Source organism: Flammeovirga kamogawensis (assembly GCF_018736065.1).
Classification (GTDB): Bacteria; Bacteroidota; Bacteroidia; order Cytophagales; family Flammeovirgaceae; genus Flammeovirga; species Flammeovirga kamogawensis.
Map to the genome: position 1 here is coordinate 249,249 of NZ_CP076130.1, position 19,724 is coordinate 268,972.

10 protein-coding genes are annotated in these 19,724 nt (G+C 31.5%); 7 read left to right on the forward strand and 3 right to left on the reverse strand.

Going from position 1 to position 19,724, the window contains the following annotated elements; all coding sequences use genetic code 11:
- Window positions 1-2: 2 nt before the first annotated feature.
- Window positions 3-5,177, forward strand: coding sequence for an AAA family ATPase (locus KM029_RS25305; RefSeq protein ID WP_144077194.1), 5,175 nt, complete (start codon window positions 3-5; stop codon window positions 5,175-5,177).
- A gap of 41 nt (window positions 5,178-5,218) precedes the next feature.
- Here the strand turns inward: KM029_RS25305 and KM029_RS25310 are convergent, their stop codons facing one another.
- Together KM029_RS25310 and KM029_RS25315 are read right to left on the reverse strand one after the other, a co-directional pair.
- Window positions 5,219-6,787, reverse strand: coding sequence for a flavin monoamine oxidase family protein (locus KM029_RS25310; protein WP_144077195.1), 1,569 nt, complete (start codon window positions 6,785-6,787; stop codon window positions 5,219-5,221).
- A 2-nt stretch (window positions 6,788-6,789) separates the two neighbouring features.
- Window positions 6,790-8,595 carry a thiamine pyrophosphate-binding protein gene (locus tag KM029_RS25315; protein WP_144077196.1) on the reverse strand — a complete coding sequence of 602 codons (1,806 nt, stop codon included), beginning with the start codon at window positions 8,593-8,595 and terminating at the stop codon, window positions 6,790-6,792.
- Window positions 8,596-8,973: 378 nt separating this feature from the next.
- On the opposite strand from KM029_RS25315, the gene KM029_RS25320 reads away from it, so the two are divergent.
- From KM029_RS25320 to KM029_RS25335, 4 genes are all read left to right on the forward strand, one after another.
- Window positions 8,974-11,781 carry a TonB-dependent receptor gene (locus tag KM029_RS25320; RefSeq protein ID WP_144077197.1) on the forward strand — a complete coding sequence of 936 codons (2,808 nt, stop codon included), beginning with the start codon at window positions 8,974-8,976 and terminating at the stop codon, window positions 11,779-11,781.
- A gap of 24 nt (window positions 11,782-11,805) precedes the next feature.
- Complete coding sequence (locus KM029_RS25325) at window positions 11,806-13,185, forward strand: histidine-type phosphatase (protein ID WP_144077198.1); 1,380 nt, start codon at window positions 11,806-11,808, stop codon at window positions 13,183-13,185.
- A gap of 244 nt (window positions 13,186-13,429) precedes the next feature.
- Entirely contained in the window at window positions 13,430-14,656 is a 1,227-nt protein-coding gene (locus KM029_RS25330) for a hypothetical protein (RefSeq protein ID WP_144077199.1), read from the forward strand.
- Window positions 14,657-14,831: 175 nt separating this feature from the next.
- Window positions 14,832-16,229, forward strand: coding sequence for a hypothetical protein (locus tag KM029_RS25335; RefSeq protein WP_144077200.1), 1,398 nt, complete (start codon window positions 14,832-14,834; stop codon window positions 16,227-16,229).
- A gap of 62 nt (window positions 16,230-16,291) precedes the next feature.
- Here KM029_RS25335 and KM029_RS25340 read toward each other — a convergent pair whose 3' ends face one another.
- Window positions 16,292-17,254, reverse strand: a complete 963-nt coding sequence (locus tag KM029_RS25340; RefSeq protein WP_144077201.1) for a helix-turn-helix domain-containing protein — start codon at window positions 17,252-17,254, stop codon at window positions 16,292-16,294.
- A 131-nt stretch (window positions 17,255-17,385) separates the two neighbouring features.
- Between KM029_RS25340 and KM029_RS25345 the strand changes: the two genes are divergently transcribed.
- Complete coding sequence (locus KM029_RS25345) at window positions 17,386-17,793, forward strand: hypothetical protein (protein WP_144077202.1); 408 nt, start codon at window positions 17,386-17,388, stop codon at window positions 17,791-17,793.
- Between the two features lie 88 nt (window positions 17,794-17,881).
- A complete protein-coding gene (locus KM029_RS25350) occupies window positions 17,882-19,636 on the forward strand; it encodes an arylsulfatase (RefSeq protein WP_158631267.1) in 1,755 nt (584 codons plus the stop codon).
- The last annotated feature ends 88 nt before the right edge of the window (window positions 19,637-19,724 follow it).

Sequence of the window (19,724 nt, forward strand, 5' to 3'; positions counted from 1 at the left end):
ATATGACTTCAGACTTATCTTCAACTAGTGTAAAAAATATACAAGAAAATTCGAATTATAGAATTTGTATTTCTTCAGATAAACAAATACATAAATTATTAAAGTCGAGCCAATACGCTGCTTATATAAAATATGAATCAAATGTATTAGAAAACCTTAGTTTGCTTGATCAACCTAAATCAGACTTTTCTAATATTGTTTATAGATTTGGTGTTCTTTCTCGATGGGCTGAATTAGATTATGATAGTATTAGTTTAATAGAAAAGTGTAATTTATCTATCAAATTGATAAATAAGGTAGCAGAAATTCATGCACAGAATAGAATACATTATAATATATCGCCTAATACAGTTTGTGTAACAGAAGACAATACCATCGAATTAATTGGTTATGAATTAAGTTCTGAAGTAGGGGTAAGCACAGAATCTCAATCTTTATTAATGATTGATGAAAATAATTGGAATTACATTGCTCCGGAGCAAACAGGTAGGATAAATAGTAAATCGAATTATAAAACTGATCAATACAATGTAGGCATTTGTTTATATGAATTATTTACTGGCACATTACCTTTTAAGGGTAAAGATAAACTAGAATTAATTCATGCACATATTGCTTACCAACCAAAATTAGTTCATCATTTAAGTGATGAACTTCCACAATTTCTTTCGGAAATAATTAAGAAATTACTTCAAAAATCACCTGACCTTAGATATAATAATTTTAAAGCAATTGTTTCTGATTTAGAGAAAGTTAGAGACTTTTTTGAAGGGAAGACAAAGAATCTCCCTAAAACAGCAGGAGACGATGATACCAAAATAAAACTTGAAATTCTTGATAAACTATATGGTAGAAATATAGAGAAAGATAAATTCATAGCAAGTTATCAAAATATGAAAGATAATGGCTTATCTATTTTAGCATTATCTGGAGTATCAGGAATTGGTAAAACATCTTTTATTAGAGAGGCGATATATCAAATCTCTGATGAAAAATTAATTACGATATCAGGTAAATTTGATCAGTTTCAAAGAAATATTCCATATTTAGCAATTAGCCAGATCTTAAATAACTTAGCAAGTCAATTTTTATTAAAATCTGATGAAGATATTAATGAATTGAAAGAACTTATTGCTAAAAATATTGGAAATAATGGTAAAATATTAACCGAACTATCTTCTGAGTTAAAGCTTGTAGTAGATGATACTGCAGAGCTATCACCTTTAGGTTCATTAGAATCTATCAATAGGTTTATTTATACGGTAGCTCAGTTTTTAAGAGCAGTTTTAAGTCAGCATCCGTTAATTATTTTCATTGATGATATTCAATGGGCAGACTCATCGTCTATTGTATTATTAAATGCAATCATTAATGATTTACAAGATGAACAGTTATTCTTTATTTTTGCGAGTAGAATTGAAGATAACGACTCTTTTAAAAATCTTATTCATGAAATAAAGGATATCAAAAAGTTAGTACAAGTAGAACTAGGACCACTAGAAGAAAATGATGTACTACAAATGATGGAAGATATTTTTATAGGAACTGATAAAGGATCTATAAAGAAACTTAGTAAAACTATTATTAGAAATACTGACGGTAATCCTTTTTATGTACGAGAGTTCTTTAATCAGATTATTCAAGATGATAAGAACATCTATTTTGCTGAAGCAAAAAGGAAGTGGGAAATAGATAATGAACAAATAGAGCAGAGCATGGCAACTGAAAATGTTGCAAATGTGAGCCTTAAAAAGAAAGATATTCTTTCTGATGAGGTAAATGATCAATTAGCAATTGCTTCGTTATTAGGAAATAGATTTGATGTAGTTATCCTTTCTTCTTTAATTGGGAAGAAAACTGAAGATGTTATTAAAACATTAAGAGAGACGGTTAAACATAACCTTTTAGTGCCTCTTTCAGATAACTATAAATATTATGATAAGGATGTAAATAATAAGGTTGAGTTTCAGTTTATACACGATAAAATTAACCAAACTTATTATAATCATTTACCAGAAGAGAGACAAAATGAGTGGCATCTAAAAATTGCACAATTAATCTTATCAGATCCTGAGTTAGAAGATTCTAAGTTAAAGTTAAAAGCGGTAAATCATGCTAATATATGCTCAGAAATAATTAGAGGAAGGTCTGATGCTACTAAATATGCAAAATATAATCTAGAAGCAGCAATAACAGCGATAGATAATGCTGCATTCGATTCTGCTAAAAACTTTCTTCTTTTTGCAAAGAAATATTTAAACGAAACTCCAACAAGAAAAGATTATATCTTTTGGATTGAAGTTAGATTAAAGTTAGCACAAACTTATTATGCTACTGCAGCTTATGACGATTGTCTAAAAACAATAAATGAGTGTATTCAATATGCCGAATCAGAAAAGCATATTTATGAAGCAGAATTTAGTAAAATTCAGTTAAACATTGTATTGGGAGAATATAGTGAAGCAATTGATTTAATTACTAAAGGACTAAGAAAGAAACGTATAAAGCTAAATAAAAATCCGAAGCAGAAGGATATCATTTTTGGACTTATGAAAACAAAGTTTTTACTGCGTTCTCATTCGTTGAAAAAGTTAAATAAAATGCCCGATCTAGATAATGAAAGGGCACAACAGCAGTTGCAACTTTTAGGGCAATGTTTTTTACCAGCTTATATATCACGCCCATTACTATTTCCAATACTTGTTTATAAAGTTATTCAGATTAGTGTGAAGTATGGAAATTCACCAATATCAGCATTTGGTTTTTCTTGTTACTCATTACTTAACTCAGGAATTGGGCAATTTGATGACGCTAAAAAGTTTGGAGAATTTACAGAAGAATTACAAGCAAAGTATAATTATAAACCTTTAGAATGCTCTATAGAACAAAATTTAGTATCTTCCTTTTATCCAATTTTTAGGGGGTATAAATCATCTATAGAAAAATCTAATCTAGCAATATTATCAGGTTTAGAGTCTGGTGATACATTATTTACAGGTTTGTTACATTTACATAAATCTGCACAATTGTTAGTATCGTCAGAAAATTTAGTTAAGGTATCTACTGAATTGGCAAAGAGTATTGATGTATGTAATTCTTTATCTGAAGTAAGATCACCTTTATTAAAAGGGATAGCACAAGTTGCTAATTCACTTTCTGATCCCTCAAACCCAGAATTTGATTGGGAAGAAATTCATAGTTATTATGAAGAAATTAATAGCCTAGGAGATTTATGTAATTCGTATCTATTTAAAGGAATAGAATACTTTTACTTAGGAGATTATGAGGCTGCTTATGATACATTAAAAATGGTAAAAAAATCTGAAGATGCCTTAATGGGGGTGTTCTATCAGAATGAATTTGTTTTCTATTATACACTATCAGTATTATTAAGTAAAGCAAGTACTACTAAAGAGATTAAAGGATGTAAATCTTATATTGCAAGATTAGGTCAGCTAGCAAAAATTAATGAAAAAGATTTTAGTGTTAAACATGCTTTGTCTTCTCTTTTATTTAAAATTAGAACGAATAAGTCAGCTGATTTAATGGAAATAGATGCTTTACTTGATAGAAGTAAAGAGTTTAATCAACCTAACTTATCAGCTCTTTGTGCAGATATTTTACTCTCATTGTATAAAGAAAAATCACAGGCTACATTATTACAACATTATTATAGAACAGGAATAAAGGCATATAATGCATGGGGAGCAGTAAATGCTTTAGAACACTTTGTAGAACGCCATAATATAATTGATGGTGATTTATCTGCTGTAGAAAGCCAACCTCAGAATACAACGGTAAATTTAGATCTTAATACTATTCTTAAAGCAACAAATGTAATTGCAAAAGAATTATCAGTTGAAAAGCTTTTAGAGTCAATTCTTAAAGTTGCTATAGAAAATGCTGGAGCAAATACCGGATTATTTATTACTAAAGTTGAAAATGAATTGTATTTAAAAGCAAAAAGCTTAAATGCAGATTCTAATGAAATTGAGTTAGTAAATATTCCAATCTATAGTATTAAGAATGAATTACCAATTTCTATTATTAATGAAGTAATCAATAATAAAAAAGAATTAATTCTTGAAGATGCTATACATGAAAACACCTTCAATAAGAGTGGTTATATCAAATTGCATAATACTAGATCAGTACTTTGTTATCCAATTCTAGTAAACAATGAAGTTAAAAGTATTATCTATTTAGAAAATAATTTAATAAATGGAGCCTTTACTGAAAAGCACCTCGAAGTAATTAAAATTCTATCTGCACAAGTAAGTATTTCTTTAGAAAATGCCTATCTCTATCAAACACTGGAAGATAAGGTGAATGAGAGAACGATTGAAATTAGACATCAGAAGGATATCATTCAGAAAAGAAATTTAGATATTACGGATAGTATTAAATATGCAAAAAGAATTCAGAGTGCAATTCTACCAATAAAAGAATATGTAGATAAAGCTTTAACAGACAATTTTATTCTTTACAAACCAAAAGATATTATAGCTGGAGATTTTTATTGGATAGAAGAAATTGATAATCTCGTTCTTTTTGCAGCAGCAGACTGTACAGGACATGGTGTTCCTGGTGCGATGGTAAGTATTGTTTGTCATAATGCCTTGAACAGAGCAATTAAAGAATATAAACTTAGAAAACCAGCTGATATTTTAGACAAGGTTAGAGAAATTGTAATAGATTCCTTTTCAACTTCAAGTCAAGATGTAAAAGATGGAATGGATATTTCTCTTTGTGCACTAGATCGGGATAATATGATATTACAATATGCAGGGGCTTACAATAATCTGCATGTTGTGAAGAATAGAAAAATTATATCTTTTGAAGATACTGTGTATTTAGAAGACGATGAAAAGGTAATGATTACCGTAAAAGGAAACCGTCAACCAGTAGGAAGACATAAAAAGACTGTACCATTTACAAATCACGAAGTAAATGTAGAGAAGGGAGATATTGTATATGTGTTTTCTGATGGTTTTCCTGATCAATTTGGAGGTCCTAAAAATCAGAAATTCTTAGCTAAATCATTTAAGAAACTTCTGTTTGATATAAGTCAGAAACCATTAAGTGACCAGCATGATTTATTAAATTATCGTTTTGAAGAGTGGAAAGGAAAGCAAGCACAAACGGATGACGTTTGTGTAATTGGTATGAAAATATAAATCTATGAGCTCCTCCTTTGTTTAAAAGGAGGAGCTTTTTATTAAAATCTAAGAATTGCCTCAGTTTCTCTTAATGAAGAAATTAAAGCACCTTGAATCCATGCTTGATCAGTAGAACAATGTTCACCTGCAAAAAATAACCTACCTTCTGCCTTTATAGTATCTTGCCATAAATTTTCTAGTTGGCCAGGCCATAAAAAAGCAAATGCACCGGCAGACCATTCATAATTGCCCCATACTTGAGATTGATAACCAAGTACCATTCCTTTAGTTTTTAGTTCAGGATGTAATAATGCTACTTTATCAATTACCACTTCTTTTCTCATTTTATCAGTTAAAGCACCAAGTCTATTAGCATCTTCACCTAATGCATATGAAGCTAAAAGGACGCCAGATTTATTTTTGTTTGTACCTTTAATTTTCTTTGGGTGCATTGACATTCCTCCAAAACCACGTACTCTTAAACTCTCATGAATATTCTTTGAAGAGTCTACATGATCAGAAGGGTAATATGTCCATCTAGTAATTTCATCAGATAAACTAGCACCGCCAAAAATACCATTTTTTGTTTCCCAGAAACGTTCTTTACAATGTAAAACAGTTTTAGTTGCAGCAGCATATTTCATTTCTCTAATGGCTCTTTGTTTACCAAAAGAAATACCATCAATTTGGATGTTTCTAAGAACACTGAAAGGAATTGTACATAAAACAAAATCACATTTCTGAGAGAATTCTTTTCCTTTTTTATCTTTACAAGTTATTTCTACATACTTTTTAGTATTTACAATTGCTTTAACAACGGTATTGAACTTGATATTTGTTTTCACCTCTGCTTCTAATGCATCAGTAAGTTTACTCATTCCACCAATCACTTCTTTTAAGCCATCATCAGTGTCAACAATAGTATCACGAATAAACATTGTGATTGATTTATCTCTCCAACCATCGAGTCCAATAAAATTGCCAACAAGTTCATTTGCATCTTCACCAACGCAGATTTCATCAATAAATTCACCAAGAGAGGTGTTATTATATTCTTTTAGGCGAGGTGTGGTGATTTTACCTTCGAATAGGTTTTTTATTTCTTCATCAGTTAATAAAGAGATAAGATGATTTAATGCAGCACCAAAAATTTTAGCTGGAGGCTGATTATTTTCTAACTTTTGGTAATTGGTTAAATTATATAAAGGAAGTAATTCTTCTCTAATATTTTTAATTTTGACTTTCTTATTCCTGCAATATACATAAGCATCTTGATTTTCGAAGATAGTTACAAAACGTCTGAGAGAACATTGCATTTCAGCAAGGTAGTGGAGGGTATAATCATGACTTTCAGGAACACGCATTGCACCAAGTTCTCCATAATTATTTTCAGGGTCATCTTTAAATCTGTAAGTAAAGATCCTACCACCAGTTCTTTCACTTGCTTCAATAATATCCACCGTATGTCCTAATTTTAGTAATTCGTAGGCACTGACTAAACCAGCTGCACCTGCACCTAAAATTGTGATATGTTTTTTTTCTGATCTCTTACTTGCTGCTCTAATTAAATCTAGTTGTTTCTGAATACTAGTATGAGGGTAAGTAAGTGTTGTTTGTGTATTAGCCATGATTAATATGCTTTAAGTTCGCTGTAATAAGGAGGGATTTCTTCTGTATTAATATGAGCAACAATTACTTGTGGCTTGTTACTTTCATCGGCTCTTTGAATTGCTGTTTTTAAAGCAGCTTTTGCTTCAGTAATATCAGATACATCATAAGCTTCTGCTCCTAAAGACTCAGCAAAAAGTTTACAATTAGGGTTCCCAATTTTATAATAATCATCCCAAGATGTTTCAGAAGGATTTTTAGGAGGGAAGAAGTGTGCTTGACCCTGGCTTACCATTCCTAAATCGTTATCATTTAAAACTATCCAAATTGGTGCTATATTATATTGAATGGCAGTAGTAATTTCGGTACCATGCATCATAAAAGCTCCATCACCTACAATGGCTAAACATGTTTTATCAGGAGCTCCAAGTTTACCACCAATAACTCCTGCAACGCCAAAACCAAGTGGACCCATACTTAAAGAATAATGTATTTGCATAGGAGGGCTTACATTTAAATAATGAAGAGACCATCCAACACAGTTAGCGCAATCACTAAAGATATTTGCATCTTTTGGAATTACCTCATTAACCACTTGCATTAAAGCTTGAGGGTAAATAGGGTTTTTATCCAGATGCATTTTTTCTGGATGTAAATATGGAGAATGCTTTTCCTTAATATCTTGTATGAAAGTTAGACGATTTTTAACAGCCTCATTTTGAGGTTTTTCATCTTTATCAGATATATCAATAAGTAAGTCAATAAAAGCCCCAACTTCTGCTATAATCCCTCTAGATATAGGAATCCCTCTTCCTATAATACTTTGATCAAGATCAACTTGAATTACATTATGTAAAGACGGGTTTAAATCTTCTTCCCAAGAGTTAGTTGCTAATTTGCCTAAACTAGAACCTAAAATAACTAAGCAATCAAAATCACCATCTAAATGTTCACCTTTTAAGTAATATTGAGGCCACTCGCATTGTGCCGCACCAAAATTTCTTAAAGAGAGTTCATCATTTTCAGGGTAAATACCTTTCGCATCAGGCGTTGTCATGATAGGTAATGCATACTTTTTAGCAAAAGCTTGTACTCTTTGTAGTCTTACGGGATCTTGTAACGCAGCTCTAGAACCGTTTCCTAAAAATAACAAGGGCCTTTTAGCGCTTTTTATTTCATTAAAAGTAGCTAAAACACTCTTATAATTACAACCGTCGGGCACTGCTCTATAATTAGAAACAGTTCTAGGAAGATCAACATCATCTATCTGCATTGCGACAATATCATTAGGTAAGCTAATATGTGCTGCTCTTCTTGGGATACTCCAACAAGTTCTTAAAGCTTGTTGAAAAATAGTAGAGAAGTTAGAACTGTCTGTTACTAAACCACTGTACTGATCTGCATTATTATAAATAGCAGAAATATTAAGTTTAGCATCAATACCTTCTTGTAAATAAGCTTTACCAAAATATTTTTGATCAATTTCTCCTGTTATAGTTAACATTGCAGAGTTATTGGCCTGAGCGTTCATACTTGCTGTAAGAGCATTGGTAGCTCCCGGTCCAGCAGTTACTAATACTACTCCTAAATTACCTGAAGTTCTATAATATCCTTCAGCAATGTACCCTGCACCTGTTTCTTGTTTGGTAATAATATAATCAAATTCTTTGTTGTTGTTTTTTAATGTAGTAATTAAGTTTGCTACGGCTGCACCTGGAATTCCAAAAATCTTTGTGACTCCTTCAAGTCTAAAATAAGCCAAAATTAAGTCAGCTACAGTGATATTAGTATTACGCTGTACCAACTTGGAAGTAGAAGAGAATTTCATAAGCTAGTTTTAATAAAAAAATAATTCAAAGCTTACAATTTTGTATAAATTCGTATTATTTACAAATATTTACATTTCAAAAGCAAAAAATACTAGCTATAGATTATTTAAATTGATACACCTTGATGTTATAATCAATTACTAGCCATAAAATACTCTTATAGAGTAGCTAACCCACACTACATAACTCACTATTTACATTTACTTCATTTTCAACCTTAATTGTTCATAATTTTCATCATTTATTAACATTTGAAAGGATAAAATGAATAGGTATTGTAATCTAGCGTAGATGTAAAGTTCATATGCTCAAAATACCTTTGTGATGTTCATTAGTATTATCAATCTATTAATCGTATTTCAAAAAAAACAACTCAAATGAGCAAACAATTAATTACTTTCTTTTTACTGTTTTTTATAACACAAGTAGTTATGGGACAGTCAACAACATCGGTATCTGGTTACATTATTGATGAAGATAATTTATCATTAGCAGGTGCGTCGGTATATTTTAAAGGTTTAGAAAATAGAGGGACAATTTCTGCAACGGATGGTAAGTTTTTAATGGTAAATATACCTGCTGGAGATTACCAATTACACATTTCTTACTTAGGTTTTGAAACTTTTGAGAAAAATGTGGAATTAATTGAAGGACAAAATTTAGACCTTGGTAACATCATTTTAAAAGGTAATTTTATTTTAGGAGATGAGGTGGTGATCTTGGGTAGCTCGCAAAGAGGACAGGCAAAGTCTTTATCTCAACAAAAAAATAGCGGAAACATTATTAATGTCATTTCATCTGATCAAGTAGGTAAATTTCCTGATGCAAATATTGGTGATGCCATGAAACGTGTGCCTGGTATTACAATGCAGTATGATATGGGGGAGGCACGTTTTGGTTTAATTAGAGGTACACCTGCTGAACTTTCTTCTGTAACTATTAATGGAGAGCGTGTGCCTTCTGCTGAAGGAGAAACAAGAGCGGTACAACTAGATCTAATACCTGCAGATATGATTCAATCTATTGAGGTATCTAAGGCAGTTACTCCAGATATGGATGCCGATGCAATTGGTGGTTCTGCAAATTTAGTATTACGTTCAGCTCCTGTAGATACTCGTATATCGGGTACGTTAGGTGTTGGTTATAACGCGTTATCTGAATTACCTGTTTATAATGGAGGTATTGTAATTGGAGATCGATTATTTAATGATAAGTTAGGAATAGTTGTATCTGGATCATATCAAAACAACCAATTAGGGGCACATAACTACGAAGCTGAATGGAGTAAAAATGAAGATAAAGAAAACGAATTATACCCAGAAGCTTTTGAAATTAGAAAGTACGATGTGCAACGTATTCGTCAGTCTGTTTCAGCAAATTTAGATTATAAACTAGGCGATAACTCAAAGATATTCTTTACATCAATGTATAATCACAGAGATGATAAAGAGAATAGGTTTAAATTAAAATATGATGATATTGAGTACGATACTGAAAGTGGTACATATACATCAAAATTAAAAAGAGAATCTAAGGGGGGAACAAATGGAAAGCCGAATGATTCAAGAAGATTGGAACGTCAGCAAGCCTATAACTTCACACTTGGGGGAGATCATCTGATTAAAAATCTGGTAAAATTAACATGGTCAGGAACATTAGCAAAGGCTTCAGAAGAAAGACCAAATGAGCGTTATAGTGTTTGGGAGCAAAAAGGAGTAACGATCATGAATGATCCTACTAATACAAGAACTCCTAACATTAATGCTTACGGGGCGGAGTACGATTATGCTAATTTTGAATTTAAAGAGTATACAGAGGAATTTCAATACACAGAAGAGATGGATAAAAATGCTCGTCTTGATTTAGAAATCCCATTAAATGAATCAAAAAATAAGAGTATTTTAAAAGTAGGTGGCCGTTACAGAGGAAAGGAAAAAATGCGTAATAACTCATTTATAGAATATGATTATGCTGATGGTTTCGTGGGACCTCAAACTCTAGCAGAAACAGACCTTTCGAACGAAACGCCTAATAATTGGATGGCAGGTGACTATAAAGTAGGAAATTTCCAATCAAAAAATCAGTTAGGTGCTTATGATTTTACAAATACATCTCAGTTTGTAGGAGAAGACAAGCCCGATGAATATTTGGCTGGTAATTATAACGCTAATGAAAATATTACTGCAGGATATGCCATGATAAAACAATCGATTGGAACTAAATGGTTATTTATTGCAGGGGTTAGAGTAGAGAATACTAGAGTTAACTACACAGGTAATAAAGTAGTACTTGATGAAAATGGAGATTATGATCCAACTACTTCAGGAATTACTAAAGGCGAAAATAATTACACAAACATTCTACCAAGTTTACACGCACGTTACAACTTATCAGAAAATTCAATCTTACGTTTTGCTTACACAAACACATTGGCTCGACCTAGATATTATGACCTTGTACCTTATCAAGAAATAAATAGAGAAGACAATGAAATTGCAGTTGGTAACCCAGAATTAAAGGCAACAGTAGCTCAGAATTTTGATTTAATGTTTGAGCATTATATGAAAAATCTTGGTTTAGTGTCAGGTGGTGTGTATTACAAAAGTATGAGTAATTTTATCTATGATTTTTACGAAAGAGATGTAGAAGTTAATGGCAATGTATATGATCTTTACAAACAAGCTAGAAATGGAGATAATGCTTATTTATATGGTGTAGAAATCGCTTTTCAACGTCAGTTAGATTTCTTACCAGGTGTATTAAAGAACCTAAGCTTTTATGGCAATTACACGTATAGTGTTTCTGAAATGAGTGGCTTTGATAGTGAAAATGGCGAAGGAAGATCGGAAGCAACACCATTACCAGGAACTGTTCCGCATACGTTCAATACTTCATTATCTTATGGAACAGACAAGCTATCAGTTAGAGTATCGTTCCACTACACAAGCTCATATATTGATGAGTTAGGAGACGAGGCTTTCTACGACCGTTATTACGATAATCAGATGTTCTTAGATGCAAATGCATCTTACTTTATAAACGATAAATTTAGTGTATTTGCAGAGGCGAATAATTTATTAAATACACCATTAAGATATTATCAAGGAGCTTCTGATTTAACAATGCAAGCAGAATATTACGGACCAAGATACAACCTTGGTTTAAAATTCGACCTAATGAAATAATTAAACCTAAAAATTATAATTTATATGAAACTATTCAGCACAACTTTCGCTCTTCTGTTTTTATTCATTTCTTGTTCTACTGTTCCACATGCTGAACAACAAGAAACTGTAGAAAATAATACAGAGGATTTATATCTAGGTACAAAGCAATCTTATAGAGCTCCTAAAGAAGTAGTCGCTTTGCCTAAAGGGTATGATGTGCAATTTGTAAGTATGTTAGCACGCCATGGTTCTCGTTACATGGGCGGCCCAGATGAAGATATTGCATTGGGTAACCTTTTTGAAGATGCAAAAATAAATAACGGATTAACTGAAGAAGGAATAAAGTTATTTGAAGAGATTAAGGCATTAAAATTACTTCAAGCAGGTAATTATGGTTTACTAACGCCAAAAGGAGAAAAAGAGCATCTAGAATTAGGAAAAAGAATGTATGTCTTGTCTCCTAAATTCTTTGATGAAGCTACGTTGATGGTAGGCAATGCAACCTATAAACCACGTACACAAGCTTCCCGTTCTTTCTTTGAAATTGGCTTGAATAGAAATGAGAATATTCAATGGGAAAATCATGATTTTAAAAAAGGACAGGATCCATTATTACGTTATCATAAAATTACACCTTCATATTCAGCATATTTAGATTCAGCACTTTGGTTACCACAAGTTGAACGTGAATTACAAAGTGCTTCTTACTTGCAATTAGTAGACAGAATTGTTCGTAAATATTTCTCAGCAGAATATTTAAAAGCATTTAAAGGAGAACATAAGGTGTTTTTAGATGGAGAAGGTGAAGAAGCAATTACAAAGTTGTCTGATATTCCATTATGCATTTACGCATGTTATAAAATATCTTTTGCCATTTCTACGGATATAAGACCACATTTTCAAAACATATTTTCTGAGAGTGAACTGTCTCAATTAGAATACATTGGAGACATAGAAGCCTTTTATGAAAAAGGTCCAGGGTTTAAAGATAGATCGGCAAGCTATATCAATGCAATTGCTTTGTTATCAAAAATTACGCTTGAATTAGAAACAGAAATTAATGGAAAACAAAACAAACAAGGGTATCTAAATTTTGCACATGCAGAAACTACCTTACCTCTAGTTGTATTACTTGATATTAATAATGTTCAGGTACATCAGAATCAATTAAAAAAAGGTTCTTGGAAAACATCTAAATGGGCAACTATGGCCAATAATATTCAGTGGTTTGTATTAGAGAAAGAAGGTGAAGTATTTATTCATGTTCGTTTTAATGAAAAGCCTGCTGAACTTCCAATTTCATCTGTTGAAAAAGGAACTTATACTTGGGATGCATATAAAAATTATATTAATAAGCTAACCACGTCTGTGGATATGGATTACCATAATCAAGAATATAAACAGATGTTACAAGCTTTATAAGCCATTAAATAGAGTAGAGTGCTTCCATAATCTACAGGATTATGGGACTTATGTTTAAGTAAAATTCTGTGTTAGGCCACCTTGTATTTTATGGGGTGGCCTTTTTTAAATACAGAATGTTAATAACTATAACCAAAAATGCCCAAGTAAAAAAAAAGATTGTCTTTTAACTGAATATCTATTACTACGATAATGACTTAACAGGTTGATTATCATTGTTATGTTTTAATTTAAAAGAATACCTATGGCACTTCATGATAAAACTTTAAATTATATAAATCAGACATTTTCTAGGTATAATAATGACAACTCCTCTGTGTATGATAATTTACCTAATAACTTCTACGATCTTAATGTAGATAATCAACTAGTTTGGCTGTCAGATCATGATTATGGACATATTGTTCCTCAGTCATTATTTCCAGATAAAATTAGTGCCCCTGATAATTGGGTTTGGCAAGAACATATAGATAATGTACAGAATGGTACAAATGTTTTAGATGCTGATAAGTTAGCAGAAATAGCAGAAGAAAATTATTCTTCTGTCGAATCTCTTTTAGCTACACAAGATATTACAGATACAATAGAAAATATTGATATTCCTCTTGGTTTAGATATCGCAGATATTAATTCTTCAATAGAATTTATCAACATCTCTGATGCTTCTGATGCAGTTGAAGGAGGTCTTGATATTACCGATTCATTAGAGATTGTTGATGGGTTAGATGTAGTAGATGTTTTTAATATTCTTGGAGTAACGTCCATATTATCAATTGGTTTAAGGGTTTATAATGATACTTCTAATAGACACTTTACACAAAAAATTGGAAAAGCAACATTTCAATCAGTTACTGCTCCTGTTAGAATGGTGTATAACTTAACGGATTATATATTTGATTTTTCGGGCAAAAGAAAAAGAGAACGAGAAGAACAAGAAAGAAAGGAAAGACAAGTTGTTTCTTTTAATCATTCATTAGATGTATTAAACGAGGAAATAGCTTGTTCTAATGAGATTTTTAAGAAAAACCAAAGGATGAATAAAGCCAAGATGATCTTATTGAATTTGAAATTGCAGAGCTATCTAAAACTTTGTAAAAAGTATAATTCTAAAATAGATTTGAATGTAGTAAGGGCATTTGGTGTACTAATAAAACAGGTATCTATATTGTACAATAATGCAAACGATGAATTAGCTAAATTTAATAATGAAATTCAAAAGCTGAAAAACTTATTTTCAGTAGGGCCATATGAGTTTAAAAGCTACAGAGCAAAATGTGTGATGGATAAACTGACAATGCATACAGTGAAAATTGAAACATTGTCTAAAAAAGTTTATAAAGTAGATACAGATAGTGTTGATACTCAAATAAAGTCAACATTATCCTATCAATTAGATAAAATATTTACGGAAACCCGAAAAGATTTACAAGAATTTAAATTAGTGAAGCAAGTAGATTACTTGTATGCTTAAAGCGAAATTAATGAGTTAGTTAGTACGGATTAGATTTATTTTACTTGTTATATAAAGGTATCGTGTAAATTGTTATATGAAGGTTATTTTAAGTGCAAAACTTCTTAAATTCAGTTGTTGAATTTATAATATATGATTTTGTTAAACTTAAAAACTCTAATAACTATTTCTTGATATGAAAATTTTAAATCTCTTTGCTCTATTGTGTTTGCTGACAATTTTTTCTTGCTCAAAAGATGATGATGACCCATCTACAAATGTTGGAGACCCTACTACTGACATAGACTTAGAAGATCGATATTCATCGGTTGAAGTAACCTTATCAGAACAACCCAAAACACTTGAGAACTTACTTGGCAGTGATCTATATTCAAAGCCAACTTCTCCGTATGGAGTGAAAGCAATTGTAGACTTTCTATTAACCGATAACCCAGAAGAAATTGATGTATTTTGGCGATCTTCATCGGATGTGAAAAACCTAACACGTGTGAATATTACCTCTGGCCAAATTGTGGCAACAATACCTTTACCTTCCGAAGTTCAAAGTGGTAGACATCTAGGCATTGCGTCTATTGGTTCTAATAAGTACTTGATGGGGTATTCTAAAGATAATGCTTCTGGAGATGAAAATTATGAAGCATGGTATACTGCTTTTGATAATAATGGAAGTGTAGATTTTAGTAAGCGTGTTTTTGGTGATACCGATAAAACAGTTACTTGGTCTAAAGGTGATGCTGGTGGTGCAGGAAATGGTATTATTGCTTATAATGCCACACAAAATGTAGCCTCAATCTTTTTAGCCCATCAGATGTTATGGGATAAAGGCCCAGATGATAGACACCAAGCAGGGTGGAAAGGTTTTATTGATATTGCTACTCAAGATACTATTAGTAATAATGGAAAATTGGTAGGAAATTCTTGGTACTATTCTCATAATTTTGACCAAAGAACAATAGCACACACAGATAATAATTTCTATACACTTTCTCATGGAGATACTTACGATAGAGCTTTAGCAATCACAAAGTGGTCGTCTTCAACTGGAAAAGAATTAGAAAGTCATTATCATGAAATTCAGTTTGGAAAGGATGGAAATAACGAAACAAAAGCATCTACTGGAGATATTTGTGAATTACCAGACGGTAACTTAGCTGTAGTTTTTTCTACTGTAGATGAAAGAAATAGTAAAGATTTACAGTTACAAATTATTAAAAAATCTGACTTAAAGAGTACGCAGCAACAATGGCTAACAGGTTACAGCTCTTCTGATGGCTTAGTAGGTTGGGGATCTAAAGTAGTTGCTTATGGAGACGATAAAATTCTTGTTGGTTATAACACATTTAAAGGTACAGAAGGTGCTGGATGGAATGATTATAACTTAAATTTGAGTGATTCATACTCAACAATTGCTCTTACGGATTACGATGGAAACTTATTAGCAACACATGATTTTGATGATATGTTTATGTTCCCAACGCAATCTTTTAAAGCAACAAAAGATAATTCTAAAATTATTGCAGTATCTGCAGAAGATGGTTCAAAATTAAAGATTCATCTTATTAGCGTAGAATAATAGCTTCATAAAATTATACTAAAATAGGGTAAGTAGAAGGAATTGATTCGTTCTACTTGCCCTTATTTTTTTGAATGAGATTTCAAATACTCTCTAGGTGAACTTCCAAATTCTTTCTTGAAACTTCTAGAAAAATGAGGTAAATCTGAAAAGCCAAGATGATAAGCAATTTCCTTAGGGCCCATTTCTTTGGATACTAATAAATCACGCCCCCTATACACTCTATGTTTTTGATAGTATTGATTTATACTACAACCAAAAATTATAGGAAAATTCACATCTAGATCGGCAGTGGTTATCCCATATAATTCTGATAATTCTTCGGAATTAAACTTTTGATCTATGTTTTCTATAATATGGTTTTGAACACTGATTATAATAGGCAACATTTCTTTTGGTAGTGCTGCCATTTGTTGTGATAATAAAGGGTTATTCTGCCTTTCAATATATTCTAAAGCTATATAAAATAACGATTTTAATAAATGTTGCTGTGTATCATATTTAAAAGAACTTAAGTAATTAAAGGTTTGATGAATGGTACTTCTTGTCATGCTTAAGTCGTGGTGCTCATCAAAAAACTTGAAGTTTAAATTTTTAAAAAAAGATGAATATAAGGCAGGGCTTTTCTCTTTAATTATTTCTTTGGAACATAGAAAAGTGATGTGATGCGATTTTTGTTCTTCTTCATTAAAGTTGATATCAATATCAAAATCGGCATTCATTACTAGAAAACCTTGACTATTATTAATCTTATATTCTTGTTCATCGGTTTTAAACAGAAGGCCTTTAGTAAAGAAAATGATGATAAAATCAACATTGTATTTTTCTGAAAACACAAGTGTCTCTTTTCCATTTTCTTTCATCTCATCAATATTAAATACAATACTGTTTAAACCATCAAATAGGTAATGAAAGTAGAGTTCTCCTTTTTCTAATAGGAGTAATGTGTCATCTTTTAATTTTCCTTTAAAGATTCTTTCTAATGTGGTTTTATGTTCTTCAAAAGAAGCGATTTCGTTTTTCATATCAGTAAAAAATAAAAGATTCAACTATTGTCTTTTTTTGTTCAACTAAAGTTAGAGGTTATACAATACCTTTGTAATTGTTCGGTAATCAGAAGGTTACTTTATTAATTCAATCTAAAAAAAATAATATTATGAATTCTAAATTTTGGAAAATATTCTTACGAGTTGCCGGTATAGTTACATTATTAGGGCCATTACCATCTATGTTAGCTCCAATTAAAGGAACATTAATTACATTAAAAATAGACCTTACAGATTTACCTGCATTAGTACCAGTAGTTGGGCATTGGGGTATAATGATAGTAGGTATTGGTATATTAATTTACCTGTCTGCTTCAAATATAGCATTGCGTAAAACAACATTAATTTATGCAATTTTAGAAAAAATATATATGGTTTCTGGTGGTGCTTGGTTAATGATGACAGCCCCAGAATTTGGTGTGAATTTTATTCCGGTTATGATAGCGGATACACTTCAAGTTATTGGCTTTTTAGTTTATTTTATTCAACAATATAAGACATTAGGTAGGATTAGTTAATATGTATTTTTCTTAAACATCTCAAGATTTTCTTGAGATGTTTTTCACTAACCTTTTTACAAAAACTATTTATAAACTTATAGAAATCATGAAAAATAGTATAACAATTTTAATGGCAATTATGGTGTTATTTACATCATGTAATACAAAAACAAAATCTGCTGTTCAAAAAAAGAAACCTAATATTTTATTAATAGTAGGAGATGATATAGGGTTTGGAGACTTGGCTTCTTATGGCTCAGAAATAAACACACCAACTATGAGTAAACTTTCAGAACATGGGGTTCAATTTTCAAATTTCCATGCATCTCCAGTATGTTCTGTTACAAGAGGTATGTTATTAACTGGAAATAATAGTCACGAAATAGGACTAGGCACTTTTGATTATGCAGTCTACCCAGAGAGTGAAGGGAAACCTGGTTATGAAGGGTATTTAACACGAAACACTGTTGCTATTTCTGAACTTTTTAGAGATGAAGGGTACAATGTTTACAAAACAGGTAAATGGCATCTAGGTGATGGAGATAAAGGAGATAGACCAATGAATTGGGGTTTTACAAAAAGCTTTGGTATCCTATCTGGAGGGTCTAACCATTGGAATGATAGGGAGATGACACCAGATGTTAGCTCACCAGAAAACAAGAAGTTAATTGTCGAGGGCAAAATGCCTAAAGTAGGTCCGGAGCCATGGTTTTTAAATGGAGCACCTTATGATAGACCAAATGGTATTTATTCTGGAGAACTCTATACTGAGCATCTATTAAATTTTATGAAAGAAGATGCAAATACAGACAAACCTTGGTTTGCTTATGTAGCATTTACAACAGCTCATTTTCCTGTTCAAGCACCTGCAGAACTGATTGATAAATATTACGATTATTATTATAAAATGGGTTACGAAGGGTTAAAAGAAGAAAGATATAAAGCATTAAAAGATAGAGGTTTATTATCTCATTCTGCCAATAGAGCACCTAGTAATAATTTAACAACAAGATGGTCTGATTTAACAGAGGAAGAGAAAAAAATACAAGCAAAAATTATGGCTACTTATGCAGCGATGATAGAAGATCAAGACCAACGTATTGGGCAGATTATAGACCATTTAAAATCAACAGGAGAATTAGACAATACATTGATTGTTTATTTAACAGATAATGGCCCTGAAGGAGCAGATCCGAAAAGCCCTTATGTAGGGAATGAGATGTTTGCAAATTGGATAAGCACAAATTTTGATCAATCATTAGAAGCTGTTGGCACAGAAAATTCTTTTCAAATGTTAGGTGTTTCTTGGGCAAATGCAGCAACAGGAGGTTTACAATGGTGGAAATGGTTTATAGGTGAAGGTGGTATTAGAGTACCTATGATGATTGTTCCTCCAGGTGCATTTAATGGAGAATATAGTAAAGCTGGTTCAACATCAAATGCTGTGGTATGTGTAAAGGATATTCCTATGACAATTTTAGAATATGCTGGAATTAAGCATCCTACTACAGATTATAAAGGCAGAGAAATTACTCCTCCGTCAGGAAAAAGTATAAAACCGTTTATGGATGGGACTACGGACAAAGTACGAACAGAAGAAGAATGGTATGCTTTTGAATTATTCGGGAACAGCTATATCATGATGGGAGATTATAAAGCAATAAAAGTAAGAACTGGTATGTTTGGAGATGGGGAATGGCATTTATACAATGTAGTTAAAGACCCTTCGGAAACAATCCCATTAGAAAATATGCAAGCAGAACGATTATACCAGATGGTAGATATTTATTATGAGTATGCTAAAGAGAAAGGCATTGTAGAAGTAGATGATAGTTGGAGCCCTTTTAAGGCCATGAAATAAAAAATTCAACTATTGCAGTTTTTTATTCAACTTATTAGAAATAGGAACTACGATATTTGTAATGTATTAAAAATCAAAACAATAAAAT